The organism is Thioclava atlantica, assembly GCF_000737065.1.
Lineage (GTDB): Bacteria > Pseudomonadota > Alphaproteobacteria > Rhodobacterales > Rhodobacteraceae > Thioclava > Thioclava atlantica.
On the sequence record NZ_AQRC01000013.1, the window covers coordinates 122944 to 139197 of the forward strand.

15 protein-coding genes are annotated in these 16254 nt (G+C 62.7%); 11 read left to right on the forward strand and 4 right to left on the reverse strand.

The window, feature by feature from the left end; all coding sequences use genetic code 11:
* Window positions 1-69: 69 nt before the first annotated feature.
* The 9 genes from DW2_RS15150 to DW2_RS15190 all read left to right on the forward strand — a co-directional run bounded on the left by DW2_RS15150 (window position 70) and on the right by DW2_RS15190 (window position 9865).
* Entirely contained in the window at window positions 70-846 is a 777-nt protein-coding gene (locus DW2_RS15150; RefSeq protein ID WP_038147910.1) for an enoyl-CoA hydratase, read from the forward strand.
* A gap of 178 nt (window positions 847-1024) precedes the next feature.
* The gene (rpsT, locus tag DW2_RS15155) at window positions 1025-1291 is read left to right on the forward strand and encodes a 30S ribosomal protein S20 (protein ID WP_038147911.1); all 267 of its coding nucleotides are present in this window, start codon (window positions 1025-1027) and stop codon (window positions 1289-1291) included.
* 480 nt (window positions 1292-1771) lie between these two features.
* Complete coding sequence (gene dnaA / locus DW2_RS15160; RefSeq protein WP_038147912.1) at window positions 1772-3151, forward strand: chromosomal replication initiator protein DnaA; 1380 nt, start codon at window positions 1772-1774, stop codon at window positions 3149-3151.
* A gap of 114 nt (window positions 3152-3265) precedes the next feature.
* The gene (gene dnaN / locus DW2_RS15165) at window positions 3266-4384 is read left to right on the forward strand and encodes a DNA polymerase III subunit beta (RefSeq protein WP_038147913.1); all 1119 of its coding nucleotides are present in this window, start codon (window positions 3266-3268) and stop codon (window positions 4382-4384) included.
* Between the two features lie 52 nt (window positions 4385-4436).
* Entirely contained in the window at window positions 4437-5495 is a 1059-nt protein-coding gene (gene recF / locus DW2_RS15170) for a DNA replication/repair protein RecF (protein WP_038147914.1), read from the forward strand.
* Window positions 5492-5920 carry a VOC family protein gene (locus DW2_RS15175; protein ID WP_038147915.1) on the forward strand — a complete coding sequence of 143 codons (429 nt, stop codon included), beginning with the start codon at window positions 5492-5494 and terminating at the stop codon, window positions 5918-5920. Before recF ends, DW2_RS15175 begins: the two co-directional genes overlap by 4 nt.
* Window positions 5917-6537, forward strand: a complete 621-nt coding sequence (locus DW2_RS15180; RefSeq protein WP_038147916.1) for a LysE family translocator — start codon at window positions 5917-5919, stop codon at window positions 6535-6537. Before DW2_RS15175 ends, DW2_RS15180 begins: the two co-directional genes overlap by 4 nt.
* 81 nt (window positions 6538-6618) lie before the next feature.
* A complete protein-coding gene (gyrB, locus tag DW2_RS15185; protein WP_038147917.1) occupies window positions 6619-9069 on the forward strand; it encodes a DNA topoisomerase (ATP-hydrolyzing) subunit B in 2451 nt (816 codons plus the stop codon).
* Window positions 9070-9502: 433 nt separating this feature from the next.
* Window positions 9503-9865: a VOC family protein gene (locus DW2_RS15190; protein ID WP_038147918.1), complete on the forward strand. Its 363-nt coding sequence runs from the start codon at window positions 9503-9505 to the stop codon at window positions 9863-9865.
* A gap of 526 nt (window positions 9866-10391) precedes the next feature.
* Here DW2_RS15190 and DW2_RS15195 read toward each other — a convergent pair.
* The 3 genes from DW2_RS15195 to DW2_RS19145 all read right to left on the reverse strand — a co-directional run bounded on the left by DW2_RS15195 (window position 10392) and on the right by DW2_RS19145 (window position 12789).
* The gene (locus DW2_RS15195) at window positions 10392-11486 is read right to left on the reverse strand and encodes a sensor histidine kinase (RefSeq protein ID WP_038147919.1); all 1095 of its coding nucleotides are present in this window, start codon (window positions 11484-11486) and stop codon (window positions 10392-10394) included.
* 5 nt (window positions 11487-11491) lie between these two features.
* Window positions 11492-11923, reverse strand: a complete 432-nt coding sequence (locus DW2_RS15200) for a response regulator (RefSeq protein ID WP_038147941.1) — start codon at window positions 11921-11923, stop codon at window positions 11492-11494.
* 98 nt (window positions 11924-12021) lie between these two features.
* Window positions 12022-12789, reverse strand: a complete 768-nt coding sequence (locus tag DW2_RS19145; protein ID WP_081875014.1) for a response regulator — start codon at window positions 12787-12789, stop codon at window positions 12022-12024.
* A 171-nt stretch (window positions 12790-12960) separates the two neighbouring features.
* On the opposite strand from DW2_RS19145, the gene DW2_RS19150 reads away from it, so the two are divergent.
* Complete coding sequence (locus tag DW2_RS19150) at window positions 12961-15279, forward strand: sensor histidine kinase (protein WP_051856158.1); 2319 nt, start codon at window positions 12961-12963, stop codon at window positions 15277-15279.
* On the opposite strand, the gene DW2_RS15215 is transcribed toward DW2_RS19150, so the two are convergent.
* Window positions 15268-15660 carry a response regulator gene (locus DW2_RS15215; RefSeq protein WP_038147920.1) on the reverse strand — a complete coding sequence of 131 codons (393 nt, stop codon included), beginning with the start codon at window positions 15658-15660 and terminating at the stop codon, window positions 15268-15270. The two genes, DW2_RS19150 and DW2_RS15215, sit on opposite strands and share 12 nt — an antisense overlap.
* A gap of 282 nt (window positions 15661-15942) precedes the next feature.
* On the opposite strand from DW2_RS15215, the gene DW2_RS15220 reads away from it, so the two are divergent.
* Window positions 15943-16254 (forward strand): transposase (locus DW2_RS15220; protein ID WP_051856184.1); only part of this gene is annotated, 312 nt, incomplete at its 3' end.

The window sequence follows — 16254 nt, forward strand, 5'->3', positions numbered from 1 at the left end:
ACAAGACGCTTGATCTGACCTCCTCCTCTGCTAGGAGTCGCGTTCAGACACAAGGAAAGGCGAGACCGAATGGCCTACCAGACCCTGATCGTCGAGATCGAGGACTATGTTGCCCTGATCCGGCTCAACCGCCCCGACGCCCTGAACGCCCTGAACTCCCAGCTGCTGGGGGAACTGGCCGAGGCGCTGAAGGCACTCGACGAGAACGACAAGGTACGCTGCATCGTCATCACCGGTTCGGAAAAGGCTTTCGCGGCCGGCGCCGACATCAAGGAGATGTCGGAAAAGAGCTTCGTGGACATGTTCACCACGGACTTCTTCGGCAAGGAATCGGACGCGATCACCCGGATCCGCAAGCCGGTCATCGCTGCGGTGGCGGGCTATGCCCTGGGCGGCGGTTGCGAACTCGCGATGATGTGCGATTTCATCATCTGCGCCGAGAACGCCAAGTTCGGCCAGCCCGAGATCAATCTCGGCGTGATCGCCGGGATCGGCGGCACGCAGCGCCTGACCCGCTTCGTCGGCAAGGCGAAGGCGATGGACATGCACCTCACGGGCCGCTTCATGGATGCCGCCGAGGCCGAGCGCTCCGGCCTGGTGAGCCGCGTCGTGCCCAATGCGAAGCTGATCCCCGAGGCGATGTCCGCGGCTCAGAAGATCGCCGAGAAATCGATGCTCGCGGCGGCGGCCGCCAAGGAAGCGGTCAACCGCTCCTACGAGACGACGATGCATGAAGGCATCCTCTTCGAACGCCGCCTGTTCCACGGTCTCTTCGCGACCGAGGATCAGAAGGAGGGCATGGCTGCCTTCCTCGAGAAGCGCGAGCCGCAATTCCGCGACAAGTGAGACGAGCGGGGCCCCGGCCCCGCTTTGATTTATGGGCTTTCCCTTCGAGGCGATTTGCCGTAAGAGGCCCGCTTACATGCGCGTGGAGCCCGCTCAGGCTAGAATCATCCGGTTCGCTGGTACCGGGTTCTGTTGCGCAATCGCATTTTGAACAGACCCGGAAAGTGGGAAAGACACCATGGCCAACACGCCCCAGTCCAAGAAGCGCGCCCGTCAGAACGAGCGCCGTTACGACGTCAACAAGGCGCGCCGCTCGCGCATCCGTACCTTCATCCGCAAAGTCGAGGAAGCGATCGCTTCGGGCGACTACGAGGCCGCGACCAACGCGCTGCGCACCGCACAGCCGGAACTGGCGCGCGGCGTCACCAAAGGCGTCGTCCACAAGAACACCGCGTCGCGCAAGATCTCGCGCCTGGCGGCCCGCGTGAAAGCGCTCAACGCCTGATCGGCGAAAGCCACTGGAATCGCGAAGAAAAACGCGCCTGCTAAATGAGCAGGCGCGTTTTTTATTTGAATTTCAACAGCTTGATACCGAACTGTTGCAGTTTTGCGCAGAGGTTTCGGATTCGTTTTCCGGAATCGTGCGTCAAGCGAAAAGGTCGGTTGCTTGTGCGCGCGGCGGCTTGCTAGCTTGACCATGCGATTCACGTCGCCTTGGGGGACATGATGCATTTTCCGGGTCGTTGACGGGCGAAAAGGTCTGCCGCGACAACGAGAAAGCCACGCTTCGGCCACGGTAAGTGCGATTCCGATTCCAGAGGGCGTTTTTCCCTCGATTTCGGCAGTGAGGCCTAGAACCGGGAATTTTCCGGATGGTCCGCTATGTCCCTGAGGTACCGAACCCAGTCGGTCGACCAGACCGTCCGGGGAACGGCACCCAAGGTGGGGCGTTCGCGTCTGATGTGTGTATTTCATGGGCGGGAAAATGACGGACGATACCTGGGGCCGGGTCTGCAATGAGCTTGAAAAATCGGTTGGGCAAAACAACTTTTCGACCTGGATCGCTCCGCTAGAGCCGATCGAACTGGCCGGCGGTATCGCCTCCTTCGAAGCACCGACGAAATTCATGCGCGACTGGGTGTCGCGCAACTTCGCGGATCCGATCCTGCGCGAGCTGCGCCGAGCCGGCGTGACCGCCGAGCGCGTCGAGATCTCGGTTCCGGCACGCCGCAGCGCGCCCGCCCCGGCACAGCGCCCCGCACAGGCTGCACCCGCCCCCGCAGCCGCAAAATCGCGCAAATCCGCACGCCCCGATTCCGAACCCCTGCCCGGCGCTCCGCTCGATGCGCGCTTCACCTTCGACACCTTCGTCGTCGGCAAGCCGAACGAGCTCGCCCATGCCGCGGCCAAGCGCGTGGGCGAAGGCGGCCCGGTCACCTTCAACCCGCTCTTCCTTTATGGCGGCGTCGGGCTCGGCAAGACCCACCTGATGCACGCCATCGCGCATGAACTGCAGCAGCTGCGCCCCGATCTGCGCGTGCTCTACCTCTCGGCCGAGCAGTTCATGTATCGCTTCGTGCAGGCTCTGCGCGACAAGCAGATCATGGATTTCAAGGAAATGTTCCGCTCGATCGACGTTCTCATGGTCGATGACGTGCAGTTCATCGCCGGCAAGGACTCGACGCAGGAAGAATTCTTCCACACGTTCAACGCGCTCGTCGATCAGGGCAAGCAGATCGTGATCTCCGCCGACCGCGCGCCGGGCGAGATCAAGGATCTCGAGGAGCGTATCAAGTCGCGCCTCTCCTGTGGCCTCGTCGTCGACCTGCATCCCACGGATTACGAACTCCGGCTCGGGATTCTGCAGACCAAGACCGAGAATTACCGCGCCGAATATCCCGATCTTCAGATCGCCCCCGGCGTACTGGAATTCATCGCGCACCGGATCACCTCGAACGTGCGGATCCTCGAAGGCGCGCTGACCCGGCTCTTCGCCTATGCATCGCTGATCGGCCGCGAGATCACGATGGATCTGGCGCAGGAATGCCTCAAGGACCAGCTCCGCCAATCCGAGCGCAAGGTCACCGTCGAGGAGATCCAGCGCAAGGTCGCCGAGCATTACAACGTGCGCCTGTCCGATCTCGTGGGGCCGAAGCGCCTGCGCGCGATCGCGCGTCCGCGCCAGGTGGCGATGTTCCTCGCGAAATCGCTGACCACCCGCTCGCTGCCCGATATCGGGCGCCGTTTCGGCGGCCGCGACCACACCACGATCATGCACGGCATCCGCAAGATCGAGGAGTTGCGCGCGACGGATTCGCAACTTGCCGAAGATATTGAACTCCTTCGCCGCCTTCTCGAGAGCTGATCTGCCCCCGCGGGCTTGACGCTCTGGGCAAAGCGACCGAATGTCGGCGAAAACCGTTGTGCCGGCGGCGCGAGGTGTTACGTTGCCTGCCCCGGAAAGTCGTGAGGGATCGACATGAAATTCAGCATCGAACGCGCTGTCCTGCTCAAGGCCGTCTCGCAGGCTCAATCGGTTGTGGAACGCCGCAACACGATCCCGATCCTCGCCAATGTGCTGATCGAGGCCGAGGGCGACACCGTCCAGTTCCGCGCCACCGATCTCGATATCGAGGTGGTGGACAAGGCGGCCGCGAAGGTCGAGCAGGCCGGTGCGACGACCGTCTCGGCAGTGATGCTGCACGAGATCGTGCGCAAGCTGCCCGATGGCGCGCTGGTCTCGATCTCGGATGACCCGGCGGCGGGACGGCTCAGCGTCGAGGCGGGCCGGTCGAGCTTCAACCTCGCGACGCTGCCGAAGGAAGACTTCCCGGTCATGGCCTCGTCGGAATACGTGGCGAATTTCGCCGCCAAGGCCGGCGTTCTCAAGCGCCTGTTCGACAAGTCGAAATTCGCGATCTCGACCGAGGAGACCCGGTATTACCTCAACGGCGTCTACATGCATGTCTCGACCGGCGAGGATGGTCAGGTGCTGCGCTGCGTGGCGACCGACGGGCACCGTCTCGCCCGGATCGACGCCGCCCTGCCCGAGGGCGCGGCGGGGATGCCCGGCGTGATCGTTCCGCGCAAGACCGTGAACGAGCTGCGCAAGCTCCTCGACGATGACGAACAGGAAATCGCGGTCTCGGTTTCGGAAACCAAGGTCCGCTTCGCGACCCCGGTGATCACGCTGACCTCGAAGGTCATCGACGGCACTTTCCCCGATTACACCCGCGTCATCCCGACCGGAAACACCCGGCAGCTCGAAGTCGATGCCAGCGAATTCGCGAAGGCGGTTGACCGTGTGGCCACCGTCTCGTCGGAACGCTCGCGCGCGGTGAAGCTCGCGCTCGAGGCCGACAAGCTGGTGCTCTCGGTCAACGCCCCCGATGCGGGCGCGGCCGAGGAGGAGCTCGTCGTCGCCTATGCCGACGAGCCGCTCGAGATCGGGTTCAACGCGAAATACCTGCTCGAGATCGCGAGCCAGGTCGATCGCGAGAACGCGGTCTTCCTGTTCAATTCCTCGGGCGATCCGACCCTGATGCGCGAAGGCAATGACACTTCCGCCGTCTATGTGGTCATGCCGATGCGCGTGTGAGTTCGGTCGGATGCCTCCGGCGGGGGTATTTCCGTCTAGGTGAAGAGGCGCGATGCTGCGGAACCTGACGATATTGCAGTTCCGCTCGCATCGCCGCGCCGAGATCGCCTTCGACGGGCGGCCGGTCGCGATCTACGGGCCGAACGGCGCGGGCAAGACCAACATTCTCGAAGCGGTCTCGCTGCTTTCGCCGGGGCGCGGCTTGCGCCGGGCTCAGGCGGAGGAGTTGATGCGCCGCGCCGAGGCCGTGGGCTGGAAGCTCCGGGCCACGACCGATGCCCATGAGATCGAGACCTCCGCCCTGCCCGGCGAGCCGCGCCGGGTCGAGATCGACGGGAAAGCCGCGCCGCAGGTGGCGCTGGCGCAGATCCTGCGGGTACTCTGGCTCGTGCCCTCGATGGACCGGCTCTGGATCGAGGGGGCGGAGGGGCGCCGGCGGTTTCTCGACCGGATGGTGATGAGCTTCACCCCCGCCCATGCCGAAGCCACGCTCACCTACGAAAAAGCGATGCGCGAGCGTAACCGGCTGCTCAAGGACATGGTCCGCGATCCGAACTGGTATCACGCGCTCGAGGGCCAGATGGCCGAGGCCGGCGCCGCGATCCGTGCCAACCGGACGGCGGCGCTCGAGCGGATCATGGCGGCGCAGGCCGGCGCCGCGACCGCCTTCCCCGCCGCGCGCCTCGTGCTCGAGAATCAAGGTCCGGATGATCTTGCCGCCGCGCTGGACGCCAACCGGGGGCGCGACATGGCGGCGGGCCGCACGCTTGAAGGGCCGCATCGCGCCGATCTTCTGGCCACCTATGTCGAGAAGGATGCGCCGGCCGCGCAATGCTCGACCGGGGAGCAGAAGGCGCTCCTGATCTCGCTGATCCTTGCCAATGCGCGGGCGCTCGCGGGCGAGGATGTGGTGCTTCTGCTCGACGAGGTCGCGGCGCATCTGGACTCGGGCCGCCGCGCGGCGCTTTATGACGAGATCTGCGCGATGGACGCCCAGGTGATGATGACCGGCACCGGGGCGGAGCTGTTCGAGGCGCTCGGCGCGCGCGGACAGTATCTTGAAGTGGTCGAGGGCCCGCAGGGGTCGCAGGTCTTGGAGGTCGAACCATGAGCTATCCTTCCGAACGCGTCACGCTGATCACGCTGGGTGTCGCGGATCTTGACCGAGCGAAACGGTTCTATGCCGCGCTCGGCTGGCAACCCGCCCAGGAACAGGAGGGCGTCGTCTTCTACCAGATGAACGGGGTCGTGCTCGGGCTGTTCGGCCGCGAGGCCCTGGCCGAGGATCAGGGGCGGCCGGGCGCCGATCTGGGCACCGGCGCGATGACCCTCGCGCAGAATTTCGACACGCCAGAGGATGTCGATGCCGCTTTCGCCGCCGCGATCGACGCCGGGGCAACCCCGCTCAAGCGCCCCGAGAAAGTCTTCTGGGGCGGCTATTCGGGCTATTACGCCGATCCCAACGGTCATGTATGGGAAGTGGCGCATAATCCCTTCTGGCCGCTCGGCCCCGATGGAGCCCTGACCCTGCCATGACGCTCACACTCGCGCAGATCGCGCTCTATTCCGGCGCCCTCTTCGTCCTGTTCCTCACGCCCGGCCCGGTCTGGCTGGCGCTCCTGGCGCGCGCCATGTCGGGCGGGTTCGCCTCGGCCTGGCCGCTCGCGCTCGGGGTCACGGTGGGCGACATGATCTGGCCCGCGCTTGCCATTTTCGGCGTGTCCTGGCTGGTGCAGGAGTTCAGCTATTTCCTGATCGTGCTCCGCTGGGTCGCGGTCGCGATGTTCCTGGTGATGGGGGTGTTGCTGATCCGCCATGCCGATCACCGGATCAGCTCGGATTCGCGCCTCACCCGGCCGGGGAAATGGGCCGGTTTCGTTGCGGGTCTCATCGTCATCATCGGCAATCCCAAGGCGATCCTGTTCTACATGGGGATCCTGCCGGGCTTCTTCCCGATCGCGAAAATGACCTGGATCGACATCGCGGCGGTGAGCCTGATCTCGGCGATCATTCCCTTCACCGGGAACCTCGTCCTGTCGGCCTTCGTGGACCGGCTGCGCAGCTTCGTCGCCAGCCGGGGCAAGATGGCGCGGCTCAACCGGATCGCGGGTGGGCTCATGATCCTTGTTGGCTTGATCATCGCCGTGACCTGACCCCCCAAATATTGTGTCCGAGGCGTGACAATGCCCGGCCCATCCCATATAAGATCCGCAGTCAGAACAGGACGGGCAGGCATGACCGACGACACCCCGAAGAAGAGCAGCTACGGCGCGGAATCCATCAAGGTTCTCAAGGGCCTGGAGGCCGTGCGCAAACGTCCCGGCATGTATATCGGCGACACCGATGACGGCTCGGGCCTGCATCACATGGTCTATGAGGTCGTCGATAACGGGATCGACGAGGCGCTCGCGGGCCATGCGGATTACGTCGCGGTGAAGATTCACGCCGACAGTTCGGTCTCGGTGCGCGATAACGGGCGCGGAATTCCGGTCGACATGCATGCCGAGGAAGGCGTCTCGGCAGCCGAGGTCATCATGACCCAGCTCCATGCGGGCGGGAAGTTCAACAACACCGCCGATGACGGCAATGCCTACAAGGTTTCGGGCGGCCTGCACGGGGTGGGCGTATCGGTGGTCAACGCGCTCTCGGACTGGCTCGAACTGACCGTCTGGCGCGACGACAAGGTCTATCAGGCGCGCTTCGAACATGGCGATTGCGTCGAGCATGTCCATGTCGTGGGCGATGCACCCGGCGAGAGCGGCACCGAGGTGCGCTTCCTCGCCTCGAGCAAGCTCGACGACCCCGAGGGCACCTTCTCGAACCGCGACTTCAGCTTCGCGACGCTCGAGAAACGCCTGCGCGAGCTTGCCTTCCTCAATTCCGGCGTGCGCATCATCATCGAGGATGAACGCCCGGCCGAGCCGCTCAAGACCGAATTGCACTACGAGGGCGGCGTTCGGGAATTCGTGAAATATCTGGATCGCTCGAAAACCACGGTGATGGCTGAGCCGATCTACATGGTGGGCGAGGTGCGCGGCATCGGCGTCGAGGTCGCGATGTGGTGGAATGACAGCTACCACGAGACCGTCCTGCCCTTCACCAACAACATCCCGCAGCGCGACGGCGGCACCCACATGGCCGGCCTGCGCGCCGCGCTGACCCGCACGATCACCAAATATGCGCAGGAAAGCGGCATTGCCCGGCGCGAGAAGGTCGATTTCACCGGGGACGACGCGCGCGAGGGCCTCACCTGCGTGCTTTCGGTCAAAGTACCTGATCCGAAATTCTCCAGCCAGACCAAGGACAAGCTCGTGTCCTCCGAGGTCCGCCCCGCGGTCGAGAACCTCGTCAACGAAAAGCTCGCCGAATGGTTCGAGGAAAACCCGAACGAGGCCAAGCAGATCGTCGGCAAGATCATCGAGGCCGCGCTGGCCCGCGAAGCCGCCCGCAAGGCGCGCGAACTGACCCGCCGCAAGACCGCGATGGATGTCGCCTCCCTGCCCGGCAAGCTCGCCGATTGTCAGGAAAAGGACCCGGCGCTCTCCGAAGTCTTCCTCGTCGAGGGTGACTCCGCCGGCGGCTCCGCCAAGCAGGGCCGCGAGCGCAAGAACCAGGCGGTGCTGCCGCTCCGCGGCAAGATCCTCAATGTCGAACGCGCCCGCTTCGACCGGATGCTCAGCTCGGACCAGATCGGCACGCTGATCACCGCGCTCGGCACCGGCATCGGCCGCGACGAGTTCAACATCGACAAGCTGCGCTACCACAAGATCGTCATCATGACCGATGCCGACGTGGACGGCGCGCATATCCGGACCCTGCTGCTGACCTTCTTCTTCCGGCAGATGCCCGAACTGATCGAGCGCGGTTATCTCTACATCGCCCAGCCGCCGCTCTATAAGGTCACGCGCGGCAAGTCCGAGGTCTATCTCAAGGACCAGACGGCGCTCGAGGATTACCTGATCGAAATGGGCATCGAGGGCACGCGCCTGCGGCTCGGATCGGGCGAGGAGATCATCGGCCAGGATCTCAAGCGCGTGGTCGAGGAAGCCCGCCTCGTGAAGCGCATCCTCGCGACCTTCCCGACCCATTACCCGCATCACATCCTCGAACAGGCCGCGATCGCCGGCGCGATGCTGCCCGGCAAGATCGATGCCAATGCCCAGAGTGTGGCGGATGACGTGGCGCGCAGGCTCGATCTCGTCGCGCTCGAATACGAGCGCGGCTGGCAGGGCCGTCCGACCCAGGATCACGGCGTCCGCCTCACCCGCGTGCTGCGCGGCGTCGAGGAGGTCCGCACGCTCGACGGCCCGGTTCTGCGCTCGGGCGAGGCCCGACGGCTCGGCGCCCAGACCGAAACGCTTCAGGACGTGTACGAACAGCCCGCGAAACTGATCCGCAAGGAGCGCGAACAGCTCATCCACGGGCCGCTCGAACTGCTCGAGGCAATCCTGAGCGAGGGCGAGAAGGGCCTCAGCCTGCAACGCTACAAGGGCCTTGGCGAGATGAACCCCGAACAGCTCTGGGAAACCACGCTCGACCCGTCGGCGCGCACCCTGCTGCAGGTCCGGGTCGAGGACGTGGCCGAAGCCGAGGACATCTTCTCGAAGCTGATGGGCGACGTGGTGGAACCCCGCCGCGAGTTCATCCAGCAAAATGCCCTCACGGTCGAGAACCTCGACTTCTGATCTCTTGTAGGTTTGCGCAAAGCTTTGCGTTCGCCCCATAAGTTTGCGTGATTTGCGCATAAGTTTGCGTAGCCGGAAAAATCGCTGTGATTCTTCAGTCGGATTTTTTTCGATTTTTTCGGTTAGCGGTCGGGGAGTTTTTCCACCCCGCATAGCCCAAAGCTCACGCGGCAGAGCTCGCGTCGATTCCGGTCGTTCATCAAGCGTGATGCGGACGCCGCGACCGTGTTGGACCAAGAAGTTTGTCACTATTGGCCCAAACCGGCCATTGATCCCAAGGCGCACCGCTGCGGCGCAGCGTCACCGAACCGGTCATCCGCTCCCTGCGCAGCAAACTGGTTCCGGCAGAGGTCCGCAGTGCGCGACGAAGCTGCCATCTCGCTCCATGCCGTGCGAACGTTCCCAGAAGCGAAACTTGCCAAAGGCGCAAAAAATGGCAGCATCACTCGGGCGGTTGGTGATCTACACAAGCAAGATCGATAAGATGGCGGACTTTTACGCCAGGTATTTCGGATTCTCGGTGTTGCGTGCTGGAGGCGATCGCATCGTCGAGCTCATTGCGCAAACCCCAAGTATCTCACTACTTTTGCACCCGGCAGCGGCAAAGCAGAAAGAAGGGCAGGTTTTGGTGAAGCTCGTGTTCGACGTTGAGGACGTATCGGCATTTTGCGAAGCTGCCATGGCTGACGGACTTGATTTTGGCAAGATTCACAAGGCTGACGGGTATGAATTTGCCAATGCCAAAGACCCGTCCAAGAACTCGATCCAAGTGTCGAGCCGCGCGTTCCGGGAATGACGGTCTGGGGCTCGAAGCCGACCTTTGCTGTGCAGGGCGCCGAGGTCGGCTCAGGGCCGTTCACTGCGCCGAAGCAGGGAGGGCGGAAAACGGACATTCGCTTCGATCGGCGCCAAGGTCAGCAACGCGCAGCAAGCGGACGTGCTGGCGGGCCGCTCCGCCGCCACAGCGACCGACTACGACCGACGGATGAGCATGTCGACCATGCGACACAGATACTTCAACGTAACGTTCTGCCGCTAAGTCGGCGGGATCTCCGGCGCGGTCACCGGCCTGATCATGACCGCCTACGCGGCCAGCGCCCGGCAGAATTGCCGGCGCAGACGTTCTTCTGACATCGCCGTGTCCAGTGATCCTTGGACAGGCTGCTGACTTCATCCGCGCACGTCCATCCTCCGCGAGCGACGTTGACATCCCAATGAGCAGCTTGACCGGCAGCTTATGCACCCGACGTTCTGATGTTGACGACCGATCGCGGATATTTAGCGACGAGACCGGAAGTCTTGGCGAGGCACGTTCAGAACGATCAGGCCCGGCTTGGAAGCTGTGACCGACCGCGCTCGAGCGGAAGACGGACGTGTATCATTGTTCCGCTCTCGGTTTCCGGATCGCACCATATGCGGCCCCCGTGGCGCTCTGCGACCTTACGGCAGGTGGCGAGCCCCAGACCGGTGCCGGCGACATTCGCGGCACCTGGAGCCCTTTTGAAGGGTTCGAACGCCCGTTCGCGGAACTCCTTCGGGATCCCGATGCCATTGTCGGCCACGCTGATCAGGATGTGCCCGGGCTCATCGGTCTGCGCGGAAACGTAGATCTCGGGTCTGTTTCCACCGGCATATTTGATGGAATTTCCGATTACGTTCTGGAAGAGCTGGCTCAATTGCGGTGGGCTGCACAGCAGGCGGACGTCGTCGACGTGCACGTGCACGACAGCGGACTCCGCTGCGATTAACGGAGTCAGGGCAATGAGCGAGACGTCGATCGCCTCTCGCAGAGACGCGATTTCGAACGGCAGGTCCTTCGTTGTCATGGCGTGGCAGGCAAGGCTGTCAACGAGCGCCCCCATGCGTTCAGCCGCTCGATCCAGAAGCCGGGTCACGTTGTCGATCGCCTGCGCGTCATTCGCCTCCAGTCCGATCTTGAGCTCGTCGAGCAGGAAACGGACCGTCCGGATGGGCGACTTGAAGTCGTGGACCATCACATCGGCGAAGACCTCGAGATCTCTCTGCTGTTCTTGCAGGCGCCGCCGCATATCCGACATCGCGAGTGCATTTTCGATCATCCGCCGCAGTGGTTCGGTCGCGATCTTCGCCTTTGGAATATAGTCCGCCGCGCCACGCTTGATCGAGTCCCGCGCAATCTCCTCGTCGCCCTGTCCGGTCGTAATGATGAAAGCAGTGGATGGCCAGCTGGCCCGCAGCTCTTCCATGAGCTCGATCCCGGTGATGCCGACAAGCCCGAAATCGACAAGAGCAACGTCCGGTGGTTCACCAACATCGGCAGCGGTCACGCCTTCGTCGGCGCTAAGAATGGTGCTGTCCGAGAAAATTTTGAGCAGCAGCCTGGAGAATTCTCTCTGGTCGGCCGCATCGTCATCGATCACGAGGAAGCGCAGTGCCATTCCGATCAGCCCGGCCGACGGAACATGGTCGGCTTCTCGACGATGTGCCAGTAGTTGTCGAGAGTGCGGATCAGGTTCACAAAGTCCTCGCCGACGTTGGACTTCAGCACGTAGCCAGCGATATTCCGAGACCACGCCATCTCGATGTCCTCCTCGTCCCGGGATGTCGTCATCACGAAGATGATCGCGTCAGAGAGGTGAGGATCCTCGCGGATTTCCTTCAGAAATTCGTGCCCGGTCATACGCGGCATGTTGAGATCCAGCAGGATAATGTAGTGCTGCGGCAGATCCGGATCGCCGCCGCGCAGATTCTCCAGGGCCTCTTCGCCGTCGTAGTAGCGCACGACCGGATTGGCGACCTTCGCCTTCGACAGGGCCCGGATCACGGCCCTTGCATCTCCATCATCATCCTCGATGAGCACGATATCGATTGGCACGAATGGCTCCTTGCGCCCGCGGCGATTACCCATGCTGGATGGGTTTTCGATTGCGGGCATTTCTTGCTTTGGGGTTTCTGGCATGGTCTGCGGAACTCTCACGACGGCCGGGGGGGCGCTTCGGGGTCCGGAAGGCCGCGACCTGAGAGCTCCGTGCGACCCGTATGGACGAGCCCGAGAGCTTCGAAGCACAGCGCTTCAAGTTCATGGTTCCGCCTCAGGCCCTCGCGCGCCCCATCATTCGCCATCGTCCTGACGCGCCAGAGCATCGCAGCCATCACCCGCTGCATTTCGGGCGCAATGACACTGGTGAAGCGTGTCACGGCCTGGCGTGTGCCATCGAGCCGTTCCTGTTCCTTCTGGAGCGCAGACTGGATCAGGCGCTTCTCGAAGGCGGTCGCGATGGACTTCTGGATGCTGTCCACCGTCAGCTCTTCCTTGATCAGATAGTCAGAGCAGCCGGACTTCATCGATGCGATGATGACATCGTGTTGGTTAGCGGAGGTGACCATGATCAGGATGGCGTCGGCCTGCGATCGGCTCGCCATGATCTCTTCCAGGACCTCGAGGCCGTTCGAAAAACCCAGGTGGTAGTCGATAAAGATGAGATCGAACTTCGCGGCCGCAATCTCCTCCCGCATCTCGGCGGCATCCGCCGCTTCGTGAAATTCGAGGTTCAGGCCGGCCCGGCGGCACATGGTGATCAGGCGGAACCGGTCGGATTCTTCATCTTCGATAACCAGAGCCCTGAGCGGCATGGCCGTCCCCGGCCCCATCCCGGCCGTCGGCACCGGCACCGAGACCTCAGTTTCGGAGCCGACGAGTTCGCTCCGGTCGGTGCCCATCATGGGGTTGGGTTTAGGCATCCTCTGCTCCGTCTCTCTGGCATTCTTGGGCAGGCTGACACCAGAGTGCTGCGAAAGGATTAAGGGGCTTCGGCAGATGCGGAAAATCTTCACCACTCAATCTGATGCGGGTCACCCTTTGTAAATCCCGACACGTCATCGTGCGGGAAACCTCTGGATCGAGGGTCTCCCATGACCGCAGTTCAAGCCGCATTCTTCCGAAGCTCCCTGCTGAACCGCATGGCGGGCATTGCCATGCTTTCCGCGGCACTGATCGGGGTCACGATCGGACTCGTCGGTGTGGCGGTGGTGCACAAGGTCGAAAGCCAATATGCGGGTGAGCTACTGTTTCGAGACCTCGACAGGACCACCACGGCCATGGACCGCGCCTTTGGGCAGGTCCTGCAAGACCTCTCTATCCTTGCCAATACGTCACCGATCCAGGGCCTCGTCCGCACGCTGGACAGCGGTGGGATCGACCCTGTCGACGGAACGTCGACGGCGGAGGCGTGGAAGACCAGGCTTGCCGCGATCTTCGCGTCCTTTCACGCGATCCGCCCCCACTACCTGCAAATCCGCTACATCGGGTTCGCGGACGACGGGCGCGAGATCGTGCGCGTCGACAAGACCTCTGACGGCTCGCGGCGCATTGCGGAGGCAGCCTTGCAGGCGAAGGGGGCCGAAGACTACGTCAAGGAGGCCGCCCTGCTGCAACCCGGAAAGACCTATGTCACCCCTGTCAACTGGAACCGCGAGAATGGGGTAATTCAGGAGCCGCGGATCGCGGTGGCGCGATACATCATGCCGGTCTTCGGTGAAGACGGCCGTCGGTTCGGGATGATTGTCATCAATGTCGAAGGCGGCCCGTTCATGAGCGCCGCGATGCGAGACTACGGGATCGAACGGCAGGTCGTCATGATCGGGCCGACGGGCAACCGATACCTCTACTCTCCCGAAGCCAATGCTGGGTTACTGGAACTCGACGAAGGTCGTTCGCTGCCGGACGAGGTTTATGAGGCGATCGAGCAAGCCGAGGCCGACGATATCGTCGCCGTCCGAGAGCAGCTGATCGCCGGAACCATATACGACGGCATCACCCCGGGTGGCGGCGCGATCAGGGTCGGCGTGATCGAGGACGCCGCCGCCCTGTCCGAAGGGCGACGTCAGGTCTCGGGCATCCTGACCGTCCTTGTCGTTGTCATGAGCCTGGCCGCCGCTCTGCTGGCATACAAGCTGACCGCAGTGGCCCTGAGACCGCTGTGCGCAATGAACAAGGCCATTATCGACGTGGGAGCCAGCGATCGGGCGCCGGAGTTGCCGGAAGACAGAGAGGACGAGATCGGGCAGATCTCGCGGAGTTTCGGCGGCCTTGTCAGGCGAATGGCGGAGCGCGAGAAGCGCGCGAGAACCGTGTTCGATGGGGTCTCAGACGGGATTGCTATCGCGAGCCCCTCCGGCGTTATCAAGGACTTGAACCCGGCTGCCTGCGATCTGTTCGGCTACACTCGGGATGAATTGCTGGGCCAGAACCTGTCCATCCTGATGTTCTCCGACGATCGTCGGCGACATGATCGCCAGATCGAAACCTACCTCGAGACCGGTCGACCGACGTCGCTTTTTCGTACCGTCGAACGGATCGGACGACATCGCGACGGGCGCGAAATACCAGTCGAACTGACGGTCAGCGAAATCTTCGACAATGGCGAACGCTATTTCGCGGGTATTCTGCGCGACGTTTCGGAGCGCCGAGAGAAGGACGAAGAACGCAATTGCCTGATTGCGGCATTGGAGGCCTCGAATGAAGAACTGGACAGCTTTGCCTACGTGGCGTCGCACGACCTGAAGGCACCGCTGCGCACTATCCACAACGCCACGAACTGGATCATCGACGATCTGGAAGGTGAGATGAACGAGGAGATGCAGAAGAACATCGACCTTCTCCGCAGCAGGGTCCAACGCATGGAGCGGCTCCTCGACGATCTGCTGGAACATTCCCGTATTGGTCGCAAGATCGGAGACGTCTCGATGAGAGACGTCGATGGCTCCCAACTCCGGAAAACCGTGGAAGGACTGGTTCACCTGCCCGAGGGCTTTACCCTGACGTTCGAGGCCGGTTTCGATGGGATCAGGGTGTTCGAGATGCCGCTGGCCCAGGTTCTGGTCAACCTCGTCTCCAATGCGATCAAGCACCATCATCGTGAGGCAGGAACCGTATCGGTGCGGGCGACTGCGGTGGGCGAGCGCTATCGGTTCGATGTGCGCGACGACGGGCCGGGGATCGCCCCGAAATATCACGAGAAGATCTTCCAGCTGTTTCGCACCCTCAAAGCCAGGGACAAGGTGGAAGGCAGCGGCATGGGGCTTGCCATCGTGAGCAAGCACGTCGCTGTTCAGGGCGGGAAGATTTCGGTCGAATCCGAAGGCGACGGAACGGGCGCGACGTTCAGTTTCACTTGGCCGGCAGCCGCCTCCGGGGCCGACGCCGGGGAGTCGGATCGTTCAGTCGCGTGATGCGACCGCAGCGAGCAGGTGTTCGAGCCTTTCGGCGCTGAATTCACTCTTCGTCATAACGGCCGCGACGTTGCGGGCGCGAGCCTTGGCGAACATGAACGGTGACGGCCAATCGCTGATGATGGCCACCGGCATAGAGGCGAGTCTCTCGCTCGCGGCGAGTTCCGCGACGAAGTCGGCTCCGTTGCCATCCCGAAGGGTGTTGTCGAGGATGATTAGGGAATATGACCCGCCCATAAGATATCGCCGCGCGAGTGCGAGCGTTTCCGCGAAGTCTGCTCGGCAGGGAAACTTCGACCGTGAAAACACCCGCTCGAACATGAGCCTGTCCGCGGCATCGTCCTCCACAATTAGACATCTGGCTGTGGAACTATTCGCCATCGTTCAACCTGGCTCTCTGTATATCGAGCCCGGAATAGCAGCAGACGATTAACATCCCGCATACATCGCAGGTTCGGCGTGACGGTTCACTGGAGACATTGCGAAACGTGACAACGTCCGCTTCGGGCTAACTCCCGGCCTTCGCTGCGCCCTGCGTGAATGTCGGTTTCTCTAATTGGGCGTTTGGGTCAAGCTCGTTTTCCTTCTTTCTTGTGGATCATAGTCACTCATCCGGGTCAATCTGAATAGCCCCGTGTATCGTGGACGCCTTCTTTGCTAATTTTGAGGCAAGGAGGCCATGATGAGCAGCGACCCGCGTTCAGCGACGATTTCAAGCGAGATGCGGTCGCGCAGATCACGGAGAGGGGTTACCCGGTCAGGGAGGTGGCCGAGCGCTTGGGCGTGAGCCAATACTCCCTCTACTCCTGGAAGAAGAAGTTCTCGAAAGCGTCGACTGGCGGCGCTGAGAAGGATGCCGAGATCCGACGGCTGAAGAAGGAGCTGGCGCGGGTCTCGGAGGAGCGGGACATTCTAAAAAAGGGCGAGGCTTGTCCGCCATTGATGGAGTGGATGGCTCCCGCTCCCGGCATCGCA

Excerpts from the sequence above, each read along its gene's own strand:
- DW2_RS15150 (WP_038147910.1), top strand. The coding sequence starts at position 70 with ATGGCCTACCAGACCCTGATCGTCGAGATCGAGGACTATGTTGCCCTG.
- rpsT (WP_038147911.1), top strand. The coding sequence starts at position 1,025 with ATGGCCAACACGCCCCAGTCCAAGAAGCGCGCCCGTCAGAACGAGCGC.
- dnaA (WP_038147912.1), top strand. The coding sequence starts at position 1,772 with ATGACGGACGATACCTGGGGCCGGGTCTGCAATGAGCTTGAAAAATCG.
- dnaN (WP_038147913.1), top strand. The coding sequence starts at position 3,266 with ATGAAATTCAGCATCGAACGCGCTGTCCTGCTCAAGGCCGTCTCGCAG.
- recF (WP_038147914.1), top strand. The coding sequence starts at position 4,437 with ATGCTGCGGAACCTGACGATATTGCAGTTCCGCTCGCATCGCCGCGCC.
- DW2_RS15175 (WP_038147915.1), top strand. The coding sequence starts at position 5,492 with ATGAGCTATCCTTCCGAACGCGTCACGCTGATCACGCTGGGTGTCGCG.
- DW2_RS15180 (WP_038147916.1), top strand. The coding sequence starts at position 5,917 with ATGACGCTCACACTCGCGCAGATCGCGCTCTATTCCGGCGCCCTCTTC.
- gyrB (WP_038147917.1), top strand. The coding sequence starts at position 6,619 with ATGACCGACGACACCCCGAAGAAGAGCAGCTACGGCGCGGAATCCATC.
- DW2_RS15190 (WP_038147918.1), top strand. The coding sequence starts at position 9,503 with ATGGCAGCATCACTCGGGCGGTTGGTGATCTACACAAGCAAGATCGAT.
- DW2_RS15195 (WP_038147919.1), bottom strand. The coding sequence starts at position 11,486 with ATGGCACTGCGCTTCCTCGTGATCGATGACGATGCGGCCGACCAGAGA.
- DW2_RS19145 (WP_081875014.1), bottom strand. The coding sequence starts at position 12,789 with ATGCCTAAACCCAACCCCATGATGGGCACCGACCGGAGCGAACTCGTC.
- DW2_RS19150 (WP_051856158.1), top strand. The coding sequence starts at position 12,961 with ATGACCGCAGTTCAAGCCGCATTCTTCCGAAGCTCCCTGCTGAACCGC.
- DW2_RS15215 (WP_038147920.1), bottom strand. The coding sequence starts at position 15,660 with ATGGCGAATAGTTCCACAGCCAGATGTCTAATTGTGGAGGACGATGCC.